This is a genomic window from Chryseobacterium sp. NFX27, assembly GCF_049887855.1.
GTDB lineage: Bacteria > Bacteroidota > Bacteroidia > Flavobacteriales > Weeksellaceae > Chryseobacterium.
The window spans coordinates 205,898-229,141 of record NZ_JAGEKK010000006.1 but is presented as its reverse complement, the minus strand read 5'-3'; the positions used below and the strand labels follow the sequence as shown (position 1 = coordinate 229,141).

Annotated in this window: 16 protein-coding genes; 9 read left to right on the top strand and 7 right to left on the bottom strand. The window is 38.5% G+C overall.

Features of this window, described 5'->3' with window-relative positions; translation table 11 throughout:
* Positions 1 to 15: 15 nt before the first annotated feature.
* The 7 genes from fabF to J4Q03_RS09125 form a co-directional block, all read right to left on the bottom strand.
* On the bottom strand, positions 16 to 1,257 hold the full coding sequence (fabF, locus tag J4Q03_RS09155) for a beta-ketoacyl-ACP synthase II (protein ID WP_426047888.1): 1,242 nt from the start codon (positions 1,255 to 1,257) through the stop codon (positions 16 to 18).
* Positions 1,258 to 1,259: 2 nt separating this feature from the next.
* On the bottom strand, positions 1,260 to 1,685 hold the full coding sequence (locus J4Q03_RS09150; RefSeq protein ID WP_426047887.1) for a PaaI family thioesterase: 426 nt from the start codon (positions 1,683 to 1,685) through the stop codon (positions 1,260 to 1,262).
* Positions 1,686 to 1,695: 10 nt separating this feature from the next.
* Positions 1,696 to 2,964, bottom strand: coding sequence for an acetyl-CoA C-acetyltransferase (locus J4Q03_RS09145; protein WP_426047886.1), 1,269 nt, complete (start codon positions 2,962 to 2,964; stop codon positions 1,696 to 1,698).
* Between the two features lie 11 nt (positions 2,965 to 2,975).
* Positions 2,976 to 3,581: a TetR/AcrR family transcriptional regulator gene (locus tag J4Q03_RS09140; RefSeq protein ID WP_426047885.1), complete on the bottom strand. Its 606-nt coding sequence runs from the start codon at positions 3,579 to 3,581 to the stop codon at positions 2,976 to 2,978.
* Positions 3,582 to 3,686: 105 nt separating this feature from the next.
* Positions 3,687 to 4,091 carry a hypothetical protein gene (locus J4Q03_RS09135; RefSeq protein WP_426047884.1) on the bottom strand — a complete coding sequence of 135 codons (405 nt, stop codon included), beginning with the start codon at positions 4,089 to 4,091 and terminating at the stop codon, positions 3,687 to 3,689.
* A complete protein-coding gene (locus J4Q03_RS09130) occupies positions 4,091 to 5,230 on the bottom strand; it encodes a hypothetical protein (RefSeq protein ID WP_426047883.1) in 1,140 nt (379 codons plus the stop codon). The genes J4Q03_RS09135 and J4Q03_RS09130 overlap by 1 nt, the downstream gene beginning before the upstream one ends.
* Positions 5,231 to 5,437: 207 nt before the next feature.
* On the bottom strand, positions 5,438 to 5,854 hold the full coding sequence (locus tag J4Q03_RS09125) for an OsmC family protein (protein ID WP_426047882.1): 417 nt from the start codon (positions 5,852 to 5,854) through the stop codon (positions 5,438 to 5,440).
* A gap of 355 nt (positions 5,855 to 6,209) precedes the next feature.
* On the opposite strand from J4Q03_RS09125, the gene J4Q03_RS09120 reads away from it, so the two are divergent.
* The 9 genes from J4Q03_RS09120 to J4Q03_RS09080 all read left to right on the top strand — a co-directional run bounded on the left by J4Q03_RS09120 (position 6,210) and on the right by J4Q03_RS09080 (position 23,158).
* Positions 6,210 to 7,088, top strand: coding sequence for an AraC family transcriptional regulator (locus J4Q03_RS09120; protein WP_426047881.1), 879 nt, complete (start codon positions 6,210 to 6,212; stop codon positions 7,086 to 7,088).
* Positions 7,089 to 7,499: 411 nt separating this feature from the next.
* Positions 7,500 to 10,421 carry a SusC/RagA family TonB-linked outer membrane protein gene (locus tag J4Q03_RS09115; RefSeq protein ID WP_426047880.1) on the top strand — a complete coding sequence of 974 codons (2,922 nt, stop codon included), beginning with the start codon at positions 7,500 to 7,502 and terminating at the stop codon, positions 10,419 to 10,421.
* 10 nt (positions 10,422 to 10,431) lie between these two features.
* Positions 10,432 to 12,051 (top strand): SusD/RagB family nutrient-binding outer membrane lipoprotein, encoded by a 1,620-nt coding sequence (locus J4Q03_RS09110; RefSeq protein WP_426047879.1) that lies wholly within the window; start codon positions 10,432 to 10,434, stop codon positions 12,049 to 12,051.
* 186 nt (positions 12,052 to 12,237) lie between these two features.
* Positions 12,238 to 13,530 (top strand): MFS transporter, encoded by a 1,293-nt coding sequence (locus tag J4Q03_RS09105; RefSeq protein ID WP_426047878.1) that lies wholly within the window; start codon positions 12,238 to 12,240, stop codon positions 13,528 to 13,530.
* A gap of 39 nt (positions 13,531 to 13,569) precedes the next feature.
* A complete protein-coding gene (locus J4Q03_RS09100) occupies positions 13,570 to 14,541 on the top strand; it encodes a glycoside hydrolase family 130 protein (protein WP_426047877.1) in 972 nt (323 codons plus the stop codon).
* A 128-nt stretch (positions 14,542 to 14,669) separates the two neighbouring features.
* Positions 14,670 to 16,904 (top strand): GH92 family glycosyl hydrolase, encoded by a 2,235-nt coding sequence (locus J4Q03_RS09095; RefSeq protein ID WP_426047876.1) that lies wholly within the window; start codon positions 14,670 to 14,672, stop codon positions 16,902 to 16,904.
* Between the two features lie 30 nt (positions 16,905 to 16,934).
* A complete protein-coding gene (locus J4Q03_RS09090; protein ID WP_426047875.1) occupies positions 16,935 to 18,362 on the top strand; it encodes a glycoside hydrolase family 125 protein in 1,428 nt (475 codons plus the stop codon).
* 181 nt (positions 18,363 to 18,543) lie between these two features.
* On the top strand, positions 18,544 to 20,682 hold the full coding sequence (locus J4Q03_RS09085) for an endo-beta-N-acetylglucosaminidase H (RefSeq protein WP_426047874.1): 2,139 nt from the start codon (positions 18,544 to 18,546) through the stop codon (positions 20,680 to 20,682).
* Between the two features lie 61 nt (positions 20,683 to 20,743).
* The gene (locus tag J4Q03_RS09080; RefSeq protein ID WP_426047873.1) at positions 20,744 to 23,158 is read left to right on the top strand and encodes an endo-beta-N-acetylglucosaminidase H; all 2,415 of its coding nucleotides are present in this window, start codon (positions 20,744 to 20,746) and stop codon (positions 23,156 to 23,158) included.
* The last annotated feature ends 86 nt before the right edge of the window (positions 23,159 to 23,244 follow it).

Genomic DNA, 23,244 nt, shown 5'->3' with positions numbered 1-23,244 from the left:
TGCTTTTTTATAGGTTTATTTGAATTTTTTAAAAACCAAAGTGGCATTATGTCCTCCAAACCCGAAGGCATTGCTTAAAGCGAAATTAATGTCCTTTTCTTTAGCTTCTCCAAAAATAATATTGATATCTTTTGGAATACTTTCATCAATTTGATGAAGATTGATCGTAGGAGGGATAATTCCTTTTTCCACGGCCTTGATGGAAAGAATCGCTTCTGCAGCGCCGGCAGCGCCTAATAAATGGCCTGTCATGGATTTCGTGGCACTGATGTCAAGTTTTTTATTTCCTCCGAATAATTTACTGATTGCTTTCAGTTCTACCAGATCTCCAAGCGGAGTGGAAGTAGCATGAGGATTAAGATAATCAAGATCTTCAATATTGGCCCCTGCTTCTTTCATGGCCAGCTGCATGGCTTTAATCGCACTGATTCCCTCCGGATGAGGTGCTGTCATGTGATAGGCATCAGCCGTCATAGCGGCACCAGCCAGTTCAGCATAAATTTTAGCGCCTCTTGCTTTGGCGTGCTCATATTCTTCAAGAATCAAAGCACCGGCTCCTTCACCCATGACAAAACCGTCTCTTTCTGCATCATAAGGACGGCTTGCTGTCGCGAAATCATCATTTCTTGTAGACATTGCTTTCATAACTGAGAAACCACCTATTGAAGCAGGTGTGATTGCAGCTTCAGAACCACCACTGATGATCACTTTTGCTTTTCCGAGACGGATATAGTTGAACGCATCCATCAGCGCTGTATTTCCTGTGGCACAGGCTGAAATAGTGGTGTAATTGATCCCCTTCAGTCCAAATTTCATAGAAATCATCCCTGAAGCCATATTGGCAATAAATTTAGGAACAAAGAAAGGATTAAACTTTGGTGTTCCGTCTCCGTCTGCAAAATTCATAACCTCAGTTTCAAATGTCACCATACCGCCCTGTCCGGTTCCCCAAATCACGCCCGTATCGAACGGGTCCATTTTTTCCAGTTCAAGGCCCGAATCCTGGACCGCCTCCGTGGAAGCATACATTGCATATTGTGAAAATAAGTCGCTTCTTTTTATTTCATTGTGGGTTAGATGAACTTTCGGGTCAAAATTCTTCACTTCACAGGCAAAGTGTACTTTAAATTTCTCTGAATCAAAATGGGTAATTAAACCCGCACCACTGACACCGTTAATACTGTTTTGCCAAAAATCTTCGACATTGTTCCCCAAAGGCGTCACCGCGCCCAGTCCTGTAATGACAACTCTTTTCATATCTAGTTATTAATTTTGAATAGATTAGAGGTTCCCCTGGCAATCAGCCTTGTTTTGTCTGCGTTCCATATTTCGCATTGCGCATTGACAAACTGCCGCCCTCTTTTTATAATTTTCGTTTCGGCTACAATATTATCATTTTCTTTTGCAGTTGAAAAATAATCAATCACATTATTGATGGTTGTTACAAAAGAATTTTCATTCAGCGAGAACATAGTAGCTCCAATAATGTCGTCAATGATGGCTGCCGTTACACCGCCATGAAGATTTCCGATCGGATTCAGCCATTCCGGTCTTACTGTATACCGGAATTCAAGATGTCCTTCTTCCGCAGCAATGATAATAGGGTTGAGCCATTTCATAAACGGTGATGGTGACTGGTCAAATTCCTTTCCGATGAATTGCTGCAGTTGTGCTAATCTGTCCATATTTTTTATCTTACTTTTCTAAAATCATAGTTACACCCTGTCCTCGTGCGGCACAAATAGAGATAAAGCCTTTTCCGCTTCCTTTTTCATGGAGCAGTTTTGCTAAGGTACCGATAATTCTTCCTCCTGTAGCTGCAAAAGGATGAGCTGCCGCAAGACTTCCGCCTTTTACATTCAGCTTATTCCTGTCAATTTTTCCCAGTGCTTTTTCCAGTCCGAATTTTTTAGCCAGATCATCATTTTCCCAAATCTTAATAGTGGCAAGGACCTGTGCGGCAAAAGCTTCATGAATTTCATAATAATCGAAATCTTCCAGGCGCATTCCTGCTTTTTTTAGCATTCTGTCGGCTGCAAAAACAGGGGCAAGAAGCAGATTTTGTTTGTTTTCTACATACTCAATCCCTGCGACTTCTGAAAAAGTGATATAGGCTAAAACAGGAAGTCCATTGGCATTCGCCCATTCTTCACTGGCCAGAAGTACCGCAGAAGCTCCGTCTGTAAAAGGGGTTGAATTTCCAGCCGTCAAAGTTCCGTTCTCTTTATCAAAAGCAGGCTTCAGCTGGGATAGTTTTTCAAGGCTGGTATCCCTGCGGAGATTATTGTCTTTATCTAATCCAAATGCGGGAATAATTACATCATCAAAAAAACCTTCATCATAAGCTTTGGCCATATTCTGGTGACTTTTGAATGCCAATTCATCCTGCTCTTCACGGGAAATCTGATAATATTTTGCTGTAATTTCCGTATGTCCGCCCATCACCAGACCGGTTTTAGGCTCCTGTCCTTTGTAGGGAACAGGCATCCAGTCTTTCAGTTTTGGGGTTAACAGCTGTTTAAGCTTTCCGAAGACTGATTTTTCTTTATTGGCTTTTAATAGGGCTTTTCTCAATCTTGGAGCAGATTCAAACGGAATATTACTCATTGCTTCAACGCCACAGGCAATACCGCTTTCGATTTGCCCTAATGCAATCTTATTTCCAATATAAACTGCTGCTTCAATTCCGGTATCACAGGCCTGCTGGAGATCGCATGCGGGAGTGGCAGGATCAAGGGCGGTATTCATCACCGTTTCTCTGATGAGGTTACTCTCAGAAATATGTTTGATTACAGCTCCGCCGGCTACTTCACCAAGAAGTTTTCCCTGTAAACGGTACTTGTTGATCAGTCCGTTGAGACTTGCTTCAAGAAGTTCCTGATTATCCAGGTCTGCATAGGCTGTATTAATTCTGGCAAAAGGAATTCTGCTGTATCCTACAATGGCCACTTTTTTTGTTTCCATATTGAAAAGTTTTATGATGGAAGTATTTTTAGCTCTTTATCGATCATGAATAATATTCTGTCTAGAGCCAGATGTAAGTATTTTTCTTCTTCTGTTGTTTTAGCCAGAAGGATTCCGCCCTCAACGAGCATAATGAAGAGTGATCCGTATTCATCAGCATCTACATCCGCATGTATTTCCCCGGTTTTCTGCCCCTGAACAATGACGGCTGTTATCTTTTTGATCCAGCCTTCAAAGGATTGGGTAACCTGTTTCTTCAGGCTTGGAAAGGTATCATCGGCTTCGGTCGCGGCATTCATTAAAGGGCAGCCTCCGTTTTCAAAGACGGCTTCCCAGTTTTTCCGGTAAAAATTAACAAAAGCATTTAATTTATCAATCGCAGTCGAAAATTCATCTCCTAAAGATCTGGCCATACTTTTGGACAGAAGACTGGAGTTGTATTTGTACACTTCAAGAGCAACCTGGTCTTTATTATCAAAGTTTCCGTAGATGCTTCCTTTGGTAAGGCCGGTAGCTTCTGTGATATCGGATAAAGATGTGGCCATATAGCCCTTGGTATTGAACAAAGAAGCGGTTCTCTCTATGATAAACTGTTTGGTCTTTTCTGCTTTTGACATTTAAGTGTTTAATTTCTATGCAAATATACAAAAATATACCGATTGGTATATTTTATTTTAAAATTAAATCTGAACTGTTGAATATGCTCAGATTTATTACATAATTTAGTCTTCTTTATGAGTCCATCCCCTTTGGACGGCTAAATTTTTTATTTTTTTTGCCTTCTTTTTTATTTGCGTTAGGTTTTCAATATTATTGTAATCTATAACAGAGTGGCCATCAAAAGGGTTATTGTCTTCTACTACATTTAAATCACCTATCGAATTTACTTCACTAATTGTTACAGACAATACGCCAGCTGATTTATAATCAGTTGTAAAATGAATATATGATTCTTTAGGAGAAAACTTTTGACCATTATATACAGATAATTTTTTGTCATCTTTCTCAGACGGAATAAATGCTAATGATGCAATGTTGTTCTCTGCTAGAAAAGCTTGAGAAGATATAGTGTCATTCTGAACCCAAGTAGGATGTATTTGTCTGTGTAATAACGTTTCTTCGTTCATTAGATAATGCTTTTTGAAATAAGATTGTTAATTTTCCCCCAGTCTGAACTGAGATTTAAATTAATTTTTTCTTGAAAATCATTGTCATCACTATCCATATCGAAATAAAACAATTCGGCATTTAAATTATCCAAGTTAACATCTAGAGAGATTTCAATATCATCCTTTTTCCATTCAAGAACAAGATCTCCAGTTAGTGTTGGAAATATTGCAGGAAGTTGTAGATTAGAATTAAAATAATTTTTAAAAAAACTTTCGAAAATATTTGCTTTTTCTTTGTCTATAGCTTTGCCTTGAACTCCATCATACCATTTATCTTCTAATTGAAACAGGCTTTGCAATCTAACATTAATATCATAAGCATCTAAAACATCCATTGATTGAATGTCTTCAATATGTACAAGCTTGTTTTGCTCATTAAAAATACCAGTTGCTTTTAAAGAAACTAATGTTTTGTTTTCATATTCCTGAAAAGCTAAATAAATAGTATCATAAAAATCATCAATTATTGGCTGTTCAAATGTGGAATCTTTTAATTCAACATGGAAGACTTTATTTTTTTTATCAATTAGAGATATCAGTACATTTTCATGAATTATCTCAGAATATACGAGCTTTTCTTCTCTAGATAAAAGTATTTTTCTTCTTGTGTTTTTATTTAATTTAACATTTCTAGTTGAAGAGGAAGAATTTAAGAAATCTATTGATTCACCATCTTCTAAATTTTTACCAATACGACTAAAGTAATTTAAAAATTTACTATCTATTTCAGCGGACTTTCCAGAATTAGCATTTTCAACCAGTTCAAAAACTTTATCCCTTGCTTCTTCAAAATAACTAAAATACTCATCATTAGCAACAGGAATAGTAGGATTCGATATACTAGTTGCTACTGCAATTAGTATATGAGGAATTGTACTACCTTCTTCAATTTTTGAAAGTTTTAAATAAACATTATCAGTAAATCCCTTAGGAACTCTTTTTCTTTGTGGGTTGTGGTCTAAATATATTTTCTTTGCGAGTTCAAAGACTAGTTCTTCAAAAGCAGAAAAATCTTCTAAAAGGCTAACAGGGAGTGTGTGATCATCAAAACGATGGCCTTCAAGTCTAGGTGATATAAAAATCTTCTCTGTTGACATATTAAACTAATAAGAGTTATCTGCTTAAGACACAAATTTATACATTTTTTTGTTCCTAACAATAAAACAAATTAAAGCTAAAAATTTTATTAATCGGATTATGCTTGTACTATGCAAATATGGACTTTATATACGACAAAACTAGTCGCATATAATGAAATAAAAATGTGTGAATTTTCACACATTTTTATTTCTAAATAGTTTCTTTTAAGCTAAAGTAGCATTCAAAGTAATTTCAAAATTGAAAGCTGCACTTACCGGGCATCCTTCCTCAGCTATTTTAGCATATTTCTGGAATTCTTCTTCTGAAAGTCCCGGAACTTTTGCTGTTAAAGTCAGTTCAGATTTTGTGATCTTTCCAACGCTTGGATCAAGAGTGATCACAGAGGTTGTTTTTAATTCTTCAGGAGTAAAACCAGCCTGGGAAAGCTCAGCACTCAGTTTCATTGTGAAGCATCCTGCATGTGCTGCCGCCAGTAACTCTTCAGGATTTGTTCCCACTCCGTCAGCAAAACGGCTGTTAAAAGAATATTGGGTTTCGTTTAAAGTTGTGCTTTGAGTAGTTAAATGTCCTTTACCTTCTTTGATGTTGCCGTTCCAAACGGCTGTTGCGTTACGTCTCATAATGTTGCTTTTTGTTGTTTGTTATATGTTGTTTTGATGATACAAAGATAGAGTAGTTGTAAGCCGGATTCAATGGATAAAAAGCCTTAAATATTGTACTTTTTTCCCGACAGGTGTTTTTGCTATTTTATAATAATTTCAAAAATAAGCTGCTGTTGCATATGATTACTTTAGCTAAAGATACAAAAAGGAGTTTTGATATTATTATACTGTAATAGATATTGCTTTTATTTTTATTCCACTTTTTTCACTAAAAGCAAAGAAAAAATAAAAATTATATATTAGTTGATTGGTTTTTTATCAAATTTGTAAAAAATACTGTATTGAATAATAACTTTAATTTTTTCAAAGATTAATGAGCAAGCTAGAAAATATTTTGAGAGAAATAACTCCATTATCTCCGGAGGACAGCTTTCTCGTATTTGACCGGATAAAGGCTTCTTTTGACTTTCCTTATCATTACCATCCGGAGATCGAAATCAATTTTATCAGCAAAGGAAAGGGATACCGACGGATGATCGGTGACCACACAGGGGAAATAGGCGACATCGAACTGGTGTTGGTGGGCCCCAATCTGCCGCATTGCTGGGCCAACTACAAATGTAAAAACCGGAAGACCCATGAGATTACGGTGCAGTTTAATCAGGACTTTTTTAATCAGTCCATGATGGACAAAAATATTCTGAAACCCATCAGTAATCTGATGAAGGAATCGATCCGGGGAATTTTATTTTCATCGGAAACAGCTGAAAAGCTAAAGGATTCTTTCCTCAATTTATCCAAAATGAACAGCTTTGAATCTTTTATCGAAATCATGAAGATTCTTAATGAACTGGCTATTGCTGAAGATAAAACCCTTTTATCCTCTTACAGCATAGAGCTTGAAACTTTTGCGGATAATGATAAAATGAAGACTGTTCATGACTTTGTCCATAAGAACTTTGAAAGTAAAATAACACTTCATGATGCTGCATCGCTTATCAATATGAGCAGTGTAACGTTCAACAGGTTTATCAAGAAAAGGACAGGTAAAACTTTTGTAAATTATCTGAATGAGATCAGGATCAGCTATGCTGCAAGATGGCTGATGGAAAAGAATCTCACCGTTTTTGAGACTGCTTTTGAAGCTGGTTTTAATAATATAGCCAATTTCAACAAAGTTTTTAAATCTATTAAAAAAACAACGCCAACAGAATTTAAAGAACTTTTTAAAGGAGTTAAAAAAATAGAATAATCCTTTTATATTAAGCAAATACCTTTTAATCATGATATCCGGATAGCCTTTATCCGGATTTTTAATGGGGCAGCATGTATATTTTAATCAAAAAATGATGAAAAAGCATTATGTGACTATTAAAAATAATATGCCGAAAATTAAGTTAGTGCGCTGCAAATCAATACGTAAATTAAGTATTTAGAAAACAAGTGAAAAAATAATATCGTTTTATGATAAAATAGCATTATATCAGACTGCCAACAAAATTTAGATTTGCTAATATGAATTAAATCTTAACAAAACTTTAATTATTTGATGCAAATCTGATGTAATGTTGAAGAAAAATGAAGATAAATCTTATTTTAAAATGTAAATAATATTTAGAGTAATGTAGTTGATTCTCAAATAAATCTTAATAAAACTAACCTTATGAGAAAAACTGTTATACCGGTTTTATTAGCTATTTCTTTATCTGCCTACGCTCAGGAAACAAAACAGGCAGATACTGCTAAAACAACCAAAATTGAAGAGGTGGTGGTGACCTCTTTGGGCATTAAAAGGCAGGCTCGCTCCCTTACTTATTCTAGTCAGCAAATAGGAGGAGATGAACTTACAGAAGTAAAAACGCCCAATCTTTTAAACTCTATTAACGGAAAGGTTTCCAATGTACAGATTAATAAGACCAATGGAGGTGTTGGAGGTTCCGTAAGAATCACCATGAGGGGTGATAAATCCACAAGAAATAGCCAGCCTTTGTATGTTATTGATGGAGTTCCTATCGTAAACAATACAGGTATTACAGGAACAGGTGGTCCAAACGTAGATTATTTTTCAGGTATGCCAGATACTGGAGATATTTTAAGCACAATAAATCCTGAAGATATAGAAAGTATCAACTTCTTGAAAGGGGCTTCTGCGGCGGCCTTGTATGGATCACAAGGGAGTAATGGTGCAGTTTTGATTGTGACGAAAAAAGGAGTTGCAGGAAGGAGCAGTATTGCTTTTTCATCCAGCATTACTTTCGATGGTGTTTACAATTTACCAAAATTACAAAACAGTTATTTACAATCAACCCCTTATAATGCTGTTACCGGGGCTACAGGTACTTATGATAGCTGGGGCGCAAAAGGAACTTCTAAAGACTATGTGAAAAATTTTTTCGATACAGGAATTACAAGGATCAATAGTTTGAGCTTCCAGGCAGGGAATGAAAAAACAACTAATTTTTTCTCTTTGGGTAGTACTAATAATACAGGTGTTATCCCAACTTCTACATTTGATCAATATAATATTAACTATAGAAATTCCAGTAAATTTCTTGACGATAAATTGACCTTGGATGCCAACGTAATGGCTTCTTTGCAGAATTCTAAAAATAGATTAACACCGGGTTCTTACTTCTCGCCAATTAGTAATTTATATTGGTTGCCAAGAGGAATCGATTTTGATCAATTCAATGGAGATAACTATACCTATTTTAACAATACCCGTTTTTTACCTGCACAAAACTGGTGGGCAATCAGACCGGATGGTGGTTTTGAGGATAGTGAAACCCAAAACCCTTATTGGATTCTCAACAAAAACCCTGTTACGACCAAAAATAAAAATTTCTACGGATCTGCAAGTTTAAGTTATGCCTTAAACAACTGGTTAACTGCAAAATTAAGAGGAAATTATAATTATTATAATTCTGATACACAGCGTGATATTTATGCGTTTTCTAATAATACTGTGGGTGGCATCAATGGAAAATTATCAAAAAACACCATTGAGAAAACCACAACTTATAGTGACTTTATTTTGGCGGGGAGCCCAAAAATCAGTGATAATTTAAGTTTTGATTTTACGGTTGGAACAAGTATTTCTGATCTTAAATATACAATTACCAATATAGAAAACAACAGGTTATTTACTGCCAATCTTTTTACTTTAAATAACCTTGCTTGGAATGGGGAAGGGAATGGCTACAAAATTGATACCCCACATCGTCAAGATCAGTCGGTTTTTGCGAGTGCCAATTTCGGATACAAAAGATTATTGTATTTAGATCTTACGTACAGAGTCGATTGGTCTTCAACATTATCAAAAGCCCCTAAAAATAACTTTGATTATTATTCCGCAGGTCTTAATTCTATTTTAAGCGATGTTTTCAAGCTTCCTGAAGCTATTAACTTTTGGAAAGTAAGAGCATCATATGCAACTGTGGGGAATGCTTTAGATCCTACATCTACAAATCCACAACCTATTTTTAATGGTGGTGTAATTACAGGATCTTATAGCTCAGCACCTGTTGATATTGTAAACTTTCCACAATTTGCCTATCTGTTTCCAAAACCGGAAATGAACAAAACATTTGAAGCAGGAACAGAATTCAGGTTGTTCAATAATAGATTGAGTTTCGACTTTACGTACTATAATTCAAATGTATCTAATCAATATCTAAAAAATGTAAGTACAGGAGGCAGTATATATGGTACAAATCTGGCAGGAATTGACATCAGTGCAGGAAAAATTCAGAATACTGGTTTCGAATCCAGCTTGTCTTACAAAGTAATGGATTCTAATAAATTTGGTTGGACGGTTGCTGTAAATGCCTCTGCAAATAAAAATAAAATAAAAGAAGTATTCCCAATCGGTTTCTATACAGGAAGTGGCGATGTAAAACCGTTTTTCTTGACTGGTGGTGGCTACAACGGAATTAAAGTAGGTGGTTCTTTCGGAGATATTTACGGAACTGCTTTCTTGAGAGATGCGCAAGGAAGAATTGTAGTCACTGCAGACGGAGTTCCGCAATTGGCTGCAGACAGACAAACGTTTTTAGGAAATCCAAATCCTAAATTTATGTTAGGTTTTAATAACACATTTAATATTGGGAAAGTAAATATTAATTTTCTGATTGATGGTAAATTCGGGGGGAAAGTACTAGGGATTACACAGGCTTTGAATGACAAAAAAGGAGTAAGCCAAGTTTCTGCAGATGCCCGAGACAATGGAGGCATTTCTATTGCAAATGCAGCCTATGCAAATGGAACGGCGTACACAGGAAAAACAGATGCAAGAGCATATTATGACGTAGTAGGAGGTTCAGGAGGCATTAATGAAGCGTATATGTATAATGCAACAAATGTAAGATTAAGACAGGCTTCTATTTCTTATCAATTTAGTATAAATGGTAAATATTTCAAAGATGCAACGCTAAGCTTGATCGGCACCAATTTATTCTTCCTATACAACAAAGCGCCATTCGATCCGGAGCAGGTGTCCGGTGTAAATCCGGGTGGAGTTGGGGTAGATATTCTTGGTATGCCGGTTACCCGTTCTATAGGTTTCTCAGTAAAAGCAAACTTTTAATACAATAATAATGAAAAATAAATATTTTAAAATATTAATGTTAGGTACAATAGGACTTTTACCCTTATTGAACTGTACCGGCAATTTTGAAGAAATAGATTCTGAATACAATGGGGTTTATGACGAACAGCTTTTGGCAGATTTCGCGTTGCTTACGAATCCTTTAAGACAGATACAAAGCAATTTACAAAATCCTCAAAACTGGATTTATCAATTGCAAACTAATTTAAATGCAGATATGTACAGTGGTTTTTTCAGTACAGCAACACGTTATAATGGAGGAATAAACAATACCACATATTTTATGATGGATGGCTGGAACGAGAGAATTATGCTCAATCAATTGGAAGATGTTAATCAGCAATACAAAAATTTCAAATTAAACGCTCCGAAATATTATCCAGGAATAGATTTTTCTCAATCTTTAGCAGTTCTTAATATTTCAAGAATTTTAGCAGCACAAAAGGTTTCAGATGCTCACGGGCCGGTAATTTACAGTAAATTTGAAACACCCGGCGCAAATGGTATTACAGATTTTGACTCTCAACAAGATGCCTATAATCATTTTGTTACCGATCTCAATGCAGCGATTGTTGCATTACAAAAACCAATTGGAGTAGAAGATAAAGCGGTAATTTCTAAATCGGACCTGGTTTTTGGAGGAAATACTGTTAATTGGGCAAAGCTGGCAAACTCTCTGAAACTGAGATATGCCATCAGAATCAGCTATGCAGATCCTGCAAAAGCAAAACAGTATGCAGAAGAAGCACTTGCGTCATCTGCTGGATTAATCGATGACACTTCAGAAAATGCTTTGGTTTCTTATGGAAAGGCCTCTCCATTGTTTGATATTATTTATTCTTGGGGTGATTGTAAAATCGGAGCCCCTTTGATGGCATATATGAATGGTTATAATGATCCCAGAATTTCCTTATATGCACAGCCTGCAACCGATGCCGGTGTATTAAACCAATATGTGGGAGTAAGACAAGGTGTGGATTTGAGCCCAGGTTACGGAAGCTACTCAAAGGCAGCTGCGATTTCTGCTAATGGAGATTACTTTTCTAGCTCAAATGGTAAAAACAAAATTTTTACCGCTGCTGAAGCATGGTTCTTGAAAGCAGAAGCTGCTGTAAGAGGTTATGCAGGTGCTGGTGATGCAGGAACCAATTATAACAAGGGAATTTCTGTGTCTTTAGAAGAGTGGGGAAAGGCTGCAGGCTATGATGCCTATATAAATAATTCTACCTCTACAGAAGCACCTTATATAGATCCTAAAAATCATTCTAACGATATTTTGCCGGGAAACCCACAGCTAAGTACAATTACCGTAAAATGGAATGCCACAGATTCTTTTGAAAGAAAATTAGAAAGAATTATGACCCAAAAATGGATTGCGCTTTATCCTGATGGTGCAGAAGCATGGGCAGAACAAAGAAGAACGGGCTACCCAATCATATTCAAAAATGTATTGAATGACAGCCAGGGAACGATAAGCACTGATGCTATGATCAGAAGAATCCCTATTCCATCAAAATACCGTAACAGTACGTTGAACTATGCACAAGCTGTCCAATTACTTGGAGGCCCCGATACTGGCGGAACCAAATTATGGTGGGATAAAAAATAATAATTTTAAGCAGATTAATTATAAAGATAAAAGAGGCCGTCTCAAAAGTTAGATTTAATTTTTTTCATTTCGGCAGGAGAAATATCGGATAAACACTTGTTTTAAAGATTCTTCAATTTTAGTTTCGTTTCAATTCGGAATGATGCTTTTGAGAGGCTCTCTTTTTCTTAACATTTTAGTGTGAATATGGGAAACAACAGCTCTGAAATTCGTTCGGTAAAACCGATTTTTTGGATATCAACATTATATTTTGCAATGGGAATTCCCTTTGTAACCATTAATGCGGTCTCCGGGATCATGTACAAAGACATGGGAATTTCAGATTCTAAGATCACATTCTGGACAGCGCTGATTATGCTTTCCTGGACTCTAAAGCCTCTCTGGAGCCCTTTTCTGGAAATCTATAAAACAAAAAAATTCTTCGTGGTAGCGACACAGTTTGCCATAGGAATTCTGTTCGCTTTGATTGCACTAAGCTTGCCGATGCCGGATTTTTTCAAATACAGCATTGCCCTTTTTGCGGTGGTTGCATTTTGTGGAGCTACGCATGACATTGCTGCAGACGGAACCTACATCAATTTTTTAACGAACAAAGAACAGGCTAAATACATTGGCTGGCAGGGAGCTTTTTACAACCTCGCCAAAATCATAAGCAGCGGAGTTCTGGTTTATTTTGCCGGCGTTTTAGAAAAAACAAAAGGAGTTGTCAATGCCTGGATGATCATCATGGGGATTTATGGTCTCCTGTTTTTTGCTCTGGGTCTGTATCATTATGCTGTTTTACCCAAAGAGAATAAAAAGAAAGGACAAGAAGAAGTTGGAAAAGCAGAAAATGTCCGTAAAGAATTACTGAAAGTCATTACTTCTTTCTTTAAAAAAAAGAATATCATGTGGGCGGTACTTTTTATTATCCTGTACCGTTTTGCGGAAGGATTTGCCATAAAAATTGCTCCCCTGTTTTTCAAAGCTCCGAGAACTTCAGGAGGTCTTGGATTATCCACATCAGATATTGGACTTATTTACGGAACATATGGTTCGGCGGCATTTATTCTGGGATCTGTTTTAGCCGGCTATTTTATCGCTGCGAGAGGACTGAAAAGATCATTGATCTGGCTGTGCTCTGCCTTTAATATCCCGTTTATAGTCTATGCATTGCTGGCTTATTTCCAGCCGGCAGAACTGCTTCCGGTAGGTATTGCAGTGGTCGTCGAATATTTTGGCTACGGATTCGGCTTTGTAGGGCTTATGCTTTACATCATGCAGCAGATAGCCCCAGGAGAACACAAAACTGCCCATTATGCATTTGCCACCGGTATTATGAACCTCGGTGTGATGATTCCGGGAATGTTCAGCGGGATGATCAGCGATTGGGTAGGTTACAAAATATTCTTTATCTGGGTTCTGATTGCTACGATACCGGCATTTATAGTGACGCTGCTGGTTCCGTTTTCCTATCCTGAAAAACTAAAAGAAGACTAAATCATTATTAAATACATTAAATAAAAGTAAAAATACTTTATGACATTTCAACCAGCAAAGATCCCTTGGCAGGATCGTCCGGAAGACAGCCGTGATATCATGTGGCGTTACTCCGCAAATCCGATCATCAACAGATATGCAATACCTACATCCAACAGCATTTTTAACAGTGCGGTGGTTCCTTTTGAAGATGGATTCGCAGGAGTTTTCCGTTGCGACAACAAAGCAGTGCAGATGAATATTTTTGCAGGTTTCAGTAAAGATGGGATCAATTGGGAGATCAATCATGATCCTATTGATATGCAAGCCGGAAACACTGAAATGATAGAATCAGATTATAAATATGATCCCCGTGTTGCCTTTATAGAAGACCGCTACTGGATCACATGGTGCAACGGATATCATGGTCCTACAATAGGAATTGCCTATACTTTTGATTTTAAAGAATTCTTTCAGTGCGAAAATGCTTTTCTGCCTTTTAATAGAAACGGGGTTCTTTTCCCTGAAAAGATTAACGGGAAATATGCTATGCTGAGCAGGCCCAGTGATAATGGGCATACGCCTTTCGGAGATATATACATCAGTTACAGTCCGGATATGAAATACTGGGGTGAACACCGTTGTGTAATGAAGGTAGCGCCGTTTGAAGACAGTGCGTGGCAGTGTACCAAAATTGGGGCAGGTCCTGTTCCTATTAAAACAAAAGAAGGATGGCTTCTCTTTTATCACGGTGTGATCAATACCTGCAGGGGATTCCGCTATTCTATGGGAGCTTCACTTCTGGATCTTGAAGATCCGTCGAAGGTATTGTACAGAACAAAACCTTATCTGCTGGCTCCTGCAGAGCTGTACGAACTCACAGGAGATATCCCTAATGTGGTTTTCCCGTGTGCTGCCCTTTCAGAAGGCGATAAGGTTACAGTATATTATGGGGCAGCGGATACCGTTGTAGCCATGGCGTTTGGCTATATTTCAGAAATTATTGATTTTATGAAAAAGAACTCGCTTTGAACCGATTAAAAATATAAGAATATGCCGGTTGCCTTTGTTTTTCCGCTGGTTGAAATCATTGCTATGGTTTTTATATTGTTAAATAAACTCCTATCTTGAGAAATTTTTAAGATTTCCCTATTATAATTATGAAAAAAGAACTGCTTATTTTTTTATCAATGATTCTGCTTTTTCATGTTGGAAATGCACAACAACGGAAAGATGATGTTCTTTCATGGGTAGATCCGTTCATAGGAACAGGAGGTCATGGCCATACATTTCCCGGAGCAACTACGCCCTTTGGAATGATTCAGCTCAGTCCGGATCAGAATACCAAAAGTGGCGACTGGGACTGGTGTTCAGGATATCATTACAGCAGTAAAACCATCATGGGATTCAGTCATAATCATCTCAGCGGAACAGGCTGGGCGGATCTTGGAGATATTTTAGTCATGCCAACTGTCGGAAAAATAAAGATGCTTCCAGGCTCCGAGGACAAACCGGAAAGTGGCTACCGTTCAACATTCAGCCATGAAAAAGAAACGGCATCACCGGGATATTATTCAGTGATGCTGGACAGCTACGGAATTAAGGCTGAACTGACCGCTTCTCCAAGAGTAGGTTTCCATAAATATACCTTCCCGAAGAGTGAAGAGTCCAATGTCATTATAGATCCTACCAATAAGATTTTCGGAAATATTTACCATACCCTTGTAAGCATAGAAGGGGATAATAAAATTAAGGGATACTGCTACAGCAATGGTTGGGGCGGCAAAAGATTCGCTTATTTCGTGATGGAGTTTTCAAAGCCATTTAAATCCTACGGAACTTATTCGGAAGGCAAAATAAAGGACAATGAAAAAATTGCTCTTGCCAAAGATGCCAAAGCTTTCGTAAGATTTTCAACTCAGGAGAATGAAAGCATAGAAGTAAAAGTTTCTATATCTCCTGTAAGTACGGAAGGTGCCCAGGAAAATTTTGATGCCGAAGCTAAGAATGTAGATTTTGCAAAAGCTAAAGAAACGGCTCAGAATACATGGAGGGATCTCATCAACAGATTCCAGGTGACTGGCGGTACAGATGATCAGAGAAAAATTTTCTATACGGGAGTGTATCATACGTTTATCGCACCCAATCTGTATATGGATACCAACGGAGATTATGTGGCTGCTCAGGAAAATATGAATACCAAATGGTTTACCAACTACAGTACCTATTCCTATTGGGACGGATTCAGGGCGACACATCCTTTGCTGACCATTATGGATCAGAAGCACACAAAAGAATTTGCCAACTCGCTGATCAGCAGATATACAGACCGTAAAGATCACATGCCAATCTGGGAGCTGTGCGGTTACGATAATTTCTGTATGCTTGGCTACCACAGTGTATCCGTAATCTGGGATGCCATTTCAAAAGGTGTACCGGGAATCGATCAGGAGAAAGCATTTGCAGCAATGAAAGATGCTTCCCTAACGGACAAAATGAGCAGCAGTGATGGAGGCGGAGGCCTTAATGATTACATTAAATTAGGCTACACACCATCAGAAAACGGAGCTTCAGTTTCTGCAACACTGGAATATGCATACGATGACTGGTGTATTCAGCAGCTTGCCGAAAAATTAGGTAAAAAAGAAGAAGCAGAAGTATATAAAAAACGTTCTATGAGCTTTCTTAATACCTTCAACAAAGAAAATAACCATTTCTGGCCAAAGCAGAAAAACGGAGAATTTCTTCCGGATTTTACTTTGAACGACTGGAAAAAACTTCAGCCACACTGGGTTTCAGGAAATATCTGGGCTTATGATTTCTTTGTTCCCCATAAGATCGATGAAATGATGAATTTATATGGAGGAAAAAAAGGATTTGAAGAAAAATTGGATAAAACCTTTACCGAAGAACTTAAAATGATCGGTGAGCAGCATGTAGATATTTCAGGATTTATCGGATCCTTGGGATTCGGTGACGAGCCGGGACATCATGTTCCTTACCTGTACAATTACGCAGGAGCTCCTTACAAAACCCAGAAAATGGTTAAATTCATACGGGATAATATGTACGCAGCAAAACCGGACGGAATTGTCAATAACGAAGATTGCGGTCAGATGTCTGCGTGGTATATTTTCTCTTCATTAGGATTCTATCCGGTGACTCCCGGAAAACCGGTATATGCCATTGGTGCACCCCAGTTTCCTAAAGCATCCTTAAAGCTGGAAAATGGAAAAACATTCACGGTAATAGCGGATAAAATCTCGGATAAAAACATGTATGTTCAGAAAATGTTCCTGAACGGGAAAGAATTCAAAAGCTGGGAAATTAACCACAGTGATATTATGAATGGAGGAGAGCTGAAATTCGTAATGGGAAGCAAGCCCGTAAAATAGATCAAAAATATAACGAAATATTAAAGTATAATGGAAAGGAGAAAGTTTATAAAGACAAGTGCATTGGCAGGAGCGGGAGTACTGTTTACTCAGAATGTTTTTGCTAAAACGTTGAGCATGGAAGATTTTCCTGTGGTCCGCGTTCCGAAAGATAAAAGACATTTTACCAGTGAGGCGGTAGAAAATGCCATTGCAGCTTTTAAAAAGAAAGTGAAGAATAAAGAGTTATCATGGCTTTTTGAAAACTGCTTTCCCAATACTTTAGATACCACTGTTTTTTATAAAGAAATTAATGGAACTCCCGATACATACGTCATTACAGGAGATATAGATGCCATGTGGCTTCGCGACAGCTCTGCACAGGTTTTCCCATACCTGCAGTTTTCTAAAAAAGACGAAAAATTACATACACTGATCTCCGGTGTTATTCACAAACAGACAGAATTCATTCTGAAAGATCCTTATGCCAATGCTTTTTATAATGATAACAATAAAATAAGCAAGTGGAAAGAGTATGATCACACAGATATGAAACCTGGGACTCACGAAAGAAAATGGGAGATCGATTCATTGTGTTACCCAATCCGTTTAGCTTACCACTTCTGGAAAACCACGGGAGATGCAAAACCTTTTGATAATAATTGGCTGCAGGGAATCAAGCTCACCTTACAGACTTTCGTAGAGCAGCAGAGAAAAACAGACCTGGGCCCCTATAAATTCGAGCGTACCACAGCCTGGGCTACAGACGGAATTCCTATGGGTGGCTACGGTTATCCGACAAATCCTGTGGGACTGATTAATTCTATGTTCCGTCCAAGTGATGATGCTACGATCTATGCCTTCCTGATCCCTTCCAATTTATTTGCAGTCGTAAGTTTACGCCAGGCGGCAGAAATGGTTTCACAGATCAAAAATGAAAAAACACTGGCACAGCAGTTAAATAGCCTGGCCGATGAGGTAGATGCAGCCATCAAGAAATATGGGATCTATGACCACCCTGAATACGGAAAGATTTATGCCTTCGAAACCAACGGATTCGGCAGTTATAATTTAATGGATGACGCCAATTGCCCAAGCCTTCTGGGACTTCCTTACCTGGATGCCGTAAAAGCTGATGATCCGGTTTATATAAATACCAGAAATTATGTCTGGTCAAAAGACAACCCGTTCTTTTTCAAAGGAAAACTGGCGGAAGGAATCGGTGGCCCGCATATCGGTCTTGATATGATCTGGCCGATGAGCATCATTATGAAAGCCCTTACCACAAAAGACAGAAAAGAAATCAGGTGGTGTATAGAAACTTTACAGAAAACCCATGGAGGAACCGGCTTTATGCATGAATCTTTCCATAAGGATAACGATAAGAAATTCACCAGAGAATGGTTTGCCTGGGCGAATACATTATTCGGTGAGCTGTTATGGAAAACCTTTAACGAGAATCAGGATTTACTGACTTAGAATTGATATTTGCAGCAGGCGCCAGCATAACTTTTATTCCCGTTTTTTTAGTTGCAGTGTTTTTACAGAGAATACATTGAGGGAGAACCTTATGAAATTTTCTGTCCGTAATTGATCATTTTTCCTCCTTTCCGGAGAGATGAATACATATAAATACATCAAATAACTTAAAAAAAACATTATGAAAAAAGCCCTTACTACATTGATCTTAATGATCATTAATGCAATCCCTGTGCTGTATGCACAGCAGCTTAGCCCTACAGGAATTTGCTATGTGGAAGTAAACAACAACAATATCCTGAATGCCGGATCGTACAAATTGCAGACATCAGGTAAATATTTGTTTAATGTCGTCAATATTTTTGCAGCGAATATCAATTATGATACAGCCAGGAGCAGACCTTACCTGTACTGTAATAATAACGTTACGAAAGTACTGACCAATGCAGATACCTATATAAAACCGCTTCAGGCAAAAGGAATGAAAGTGGTATTAACCATTTTGGGAAACCATCAGGGAGCAGGTCTCTGTAATTTTCCTACCCGCGAGGCAGCCAGAGACTTTGCCCAGCAGCTTGCCCATACTGTCAACACTTACGGCCTGGATGGAATTGACTTCGATGATGAGTATTCAGATTATGGACAGAACGGCACCGGCCAGCCCAATGCCAGCTCTTTTGTGATGCTTGTACAGGAATTGAAGGCTTTACTGCCGAATAAAATGATTACTTTTTATTATTATGGTCCTGCTGCTTCAAGACTTTCCTGGAACGGACTTAGAGTAGGAGATTATGTCAACCACAGCTGGAATGCGATGTACGGAACTTTCTCTGCACCCAATGTTCCGCCTCTTACCAATGCGCAGATCTCTCCGGCGGCTGTATGGCTGGGAAATACTTCCAATTCTACTACCACCAGCCTGGCTACCCAGACAAAAAATGGAGGATACGGAGTATTTATGTGGTATGACCTTCATGGAACCAATGAAACATCACAGCTTTCAGCCGGAACTCAGACCTTATACGGAGAACAGACGACTTTAAGCACTCCTTTACAGTCGTGGACGCAGGGAACCAATTGTGATGCTCCTATCGGATTATTTACCAGCAACCTTACCGGAACCAGTGCGAAACTGAACTGGTCTGCAGTAGGAACCAATACGTATGATGTAGATTATAAACCGGCTTCTTCTGCCACCTGGACCAATGCTGCAACGGCAGTTTCTGCTACTTCAGTAACAATATCAGGGTTAACCGCCAATACTGAATATGACTGGAGAATCAGAACGAACTGCAGCGTAAAAAGCACCTATATTTTTGCTCCGAGATTTAACAGCGGAACAGGGACAGCTCCTTCAGGCTCTACTGCTCTTTCCCTGGACGGAAGCAGTGAATCCGGTGCAGCGGGAAACCTTACTTTAAGCGGATCAGCATTATCTCTGGAAGGATGGATAAAACCATCGTCTTTCAAATCTGCATCACCCTATATTTCATCGGTTATGGGTACAGAAGTAAGCGACAGCAATTCAGCTTTCCTGCGTTTGGGAGATGCCAATATTGCCAATAACAAGCTTCAGTTTGTGGTTAGTATCAATAATGTACAGCAAAAACTGACTGCTGCCACAGCATTAAACGCCAATACATGGTACCACGTTGCCGCAACTTATGATGGCTCTGCAATGAAAATCTATATCAATGGGGTTCTTGATGCCACTAAATCCCAGACAGGAAGCGTTTCTTCCAGCGGAGCTTTCAATGTAGGATATTTATACAGTACATCCAGAAATTTCAACGGTAAAGTAGATGAGGTTAGAGTCTGGAAAAGAGCATTGAGTCAGACAGAAATCAGCCAGAATATGTGTAATGTGACCCTTCCGGCAGCTTCCCTTGCAGCCTATTGGAAATTTAATGAAGGCAGCGGTTCATCGGTTCAGGACAGTTCAGGAAATGGAGTTATATTAACATTAACGGGTGTGGATGCTTCCAACTGGGGAACAGATATACCATGTCCGGCAGGAACTCAGGTTGTGGCGAAAAATCAAAAAGCAATAGATCTGGAGCAGATAACGGCTAAAAAGCAGATCAAAATGTATCCCAATCCTGTAAGCGCATCTTCCCCGCTTAGTGTTTCTGTTCCTGAAGAATACAACAGAGGAAAATTATCAGTTTATAATTTTAATGGAAATATTGTAGAAACAAAAACATTGCAGGCCGGAGATCATCAGTACGATTTCTCTAAACTTTCAATGGGTACTTATATCATTCAGTTTGAATCTCATGACGGAGGTTTAAAACAGACAGAAAAACTAATTGTAAAATAAAAATAAAACAGTCATTGGGCTTAGGCCCAATGATTTTACCCACCATAAAAATTAAAATTATATGAAAAAAAACTCCATTTTTACTGCTCTGATCGCACTGGCCACTCAAATGACCTCTATGCTTCATGCGCAGCAGCTTAATCCTCTGGGAATTTGCTATGTAGAGGTGAATAATAACAATATGCTGAATGTAGGATCTTATACCCTTCAGAATACCAACAGACAGCTTTTTGATGTGGCGATTATTTTTGCTGCCAATATTAATTATGATGTTTCTAAAAGCAGAGCTTACATTTCCAACAATAACAACGTTACCAAGGTATTGAATGATGTGAACACTTATGTAAAGCCTTTACAGCAAAAAGGTATTAAAGTGTTGCTGGATATTTTAGGAAACCATCAGGGAGCCGGAATTTCAAACTTCCCGAATCGTGAGGCAGCACGGGATTTCGCACAGCAGCTGGCTCATACCGTTTACACCTATGGTTTGGATGGTATTGATCTGGATGACGAATACGCAGGGTATGGCAATAACGGGACAGGACAGCCCAACAGCAGCTCTTTTGTGATGCTTTTGCAGGAATTAAAGGCCGCAATGCCGGATAAGCTGATCACCTTTTATTATTTAGGTCCGGCAACATCAAGACAAAGTTACAACGGAGATGCAGCCGGAAATTATATCAATTACAGCTGGAATCCGTACTATGGAACATACAGTGCTCCCGTAGTGCCGCCACTTAACAACACCAAGCTTTCAGCTGCGGCTACCTGGATACAGAACACCAATCCTCAATCCACTTCTGCCGCTACACTTTCCACTCTTGCGACCAATACCATCAATGATGGCTATGGAGTATTTATGTGGTACGATCTTAATGGAGTTAACAATGCCAGCTATCTGAGTACAGGATCAAATATTCTTTATAACGAAAATACACTCCTTAGCGGCCCGCTTTATTCATGGACTCAGGGAGATGCATGTAATCCACCTTTAGGACTTGAAGCAACCAATACCACAGGAACTTCAGCTAAATTAAACTGGACAGGTAATGCTTCCCAAACCTACAATATTGATTACAAACCAGCTTCTTCTGCCACATGGACAAACGTTGCAAGCAATTATTCGGGAAACAATATTATGGTTAATAATCTGACCCTGAATACAAATTATGACTGGAGAATACAGTCGAACTGTTCAGCAACCATAAAAAGTACCTACCTGTTTGCTCCCCGTTTTAATTCCGGAAGTACATGTGGAACGCCGTCCGGTATGAAATCCGAAAGCTTTTTGGGCACAACCACCAAAGTATCCTGGGATGCGGCAGCAAGTGCTTCCTCTTATAATTTACAGTATAAAACAGCTGCAGCAACAACCTGGACTGATGTTCAGAATATTGCCACAAACTCTTATACCTTACCGGGATTAACGGAGAATACAAATTATGTTTGGAAAGTACAGGCCGTATGTGGCGGAACAACTACCAGTGTGTATTCAGGAGAGTCAACATTCAACAGTGGATTTGCTCCTGTACAGAGCCCTGGTGCAAGATCCCTTTCGTTTAACGGAAGCACTCAATACCTGAATGCAGGACAATTTAATCTTAGCGGAAACGCAATGACATTTGAAGGCTGGGTAAAAGTAAATGCTTTCAAGTCTAACTTTCCCTACATATCATCGGTAATTGGGATTGAAGTGGGAGATAGTAATTCTGCCATCCTGCGGTTCGGAGATGGAAACCTTGCTAATAATAAGCTGCAATTTATATTAAGTTTCGGATCTGCTCAGGTAAAACTTAACAGTGTTACCGGATTGACCACCAATACATGGAATCATATCGCAGCGACCTATGACGGCTCAACTATGAAAATTTACATCAATGGTGTTCTTGATGCCAGTGCAGCAGCGTCAGGGAATTTCACGGCCAATGGCATTCTTTATCTGGGCAGGAATTATGAGAATGCCCGTACTCTTAACGGGTTCCTGGATGAATTCAGGGTTTGGAAAAGAGCCTTGACAGCCTCAGAAATTCTTCCCAACAACTGTAATGTTCCAGTCAATGCTTCCAGCCTTGAAGCCAACTGGAAAATGAATGAAGGCAGTGGAAACGGTGCTCTGGATGCTACAGCCAATACGCACTTTGCGACCCTGATCGGAATGTCTAATACCAATTGGAGAACAGACGTAGCCTGTGCCGCAGCGTTATCAACAAAAGATATTGCTTCAGAAAAAAGCAACATGAATGATGTGTATCCAAATCCTGTTAAAAAAGGAAATGATATTCATTTTACCATTAAAGACAAATTTGCCGGTGAAATTACGTTATATGATATGGCAGGGAAATTAGTAGCCAGCAAAAAAGTTGATAGAAATGATATGGTGATCAGCAGTCAGAATTTATCTGCAGGAACCTATATCTATAAAATACATTCAAAAGACAGTGAGGTTAAATCCTCTGGAAAAGTGATCATAGAATAAAAGGTTAATCCTCGTGGACGTATAAAAAGTAGAAATAAATTAGGGGATTTTAGGATGGGCAGGCGGGGAGTATACATACTTTCCTG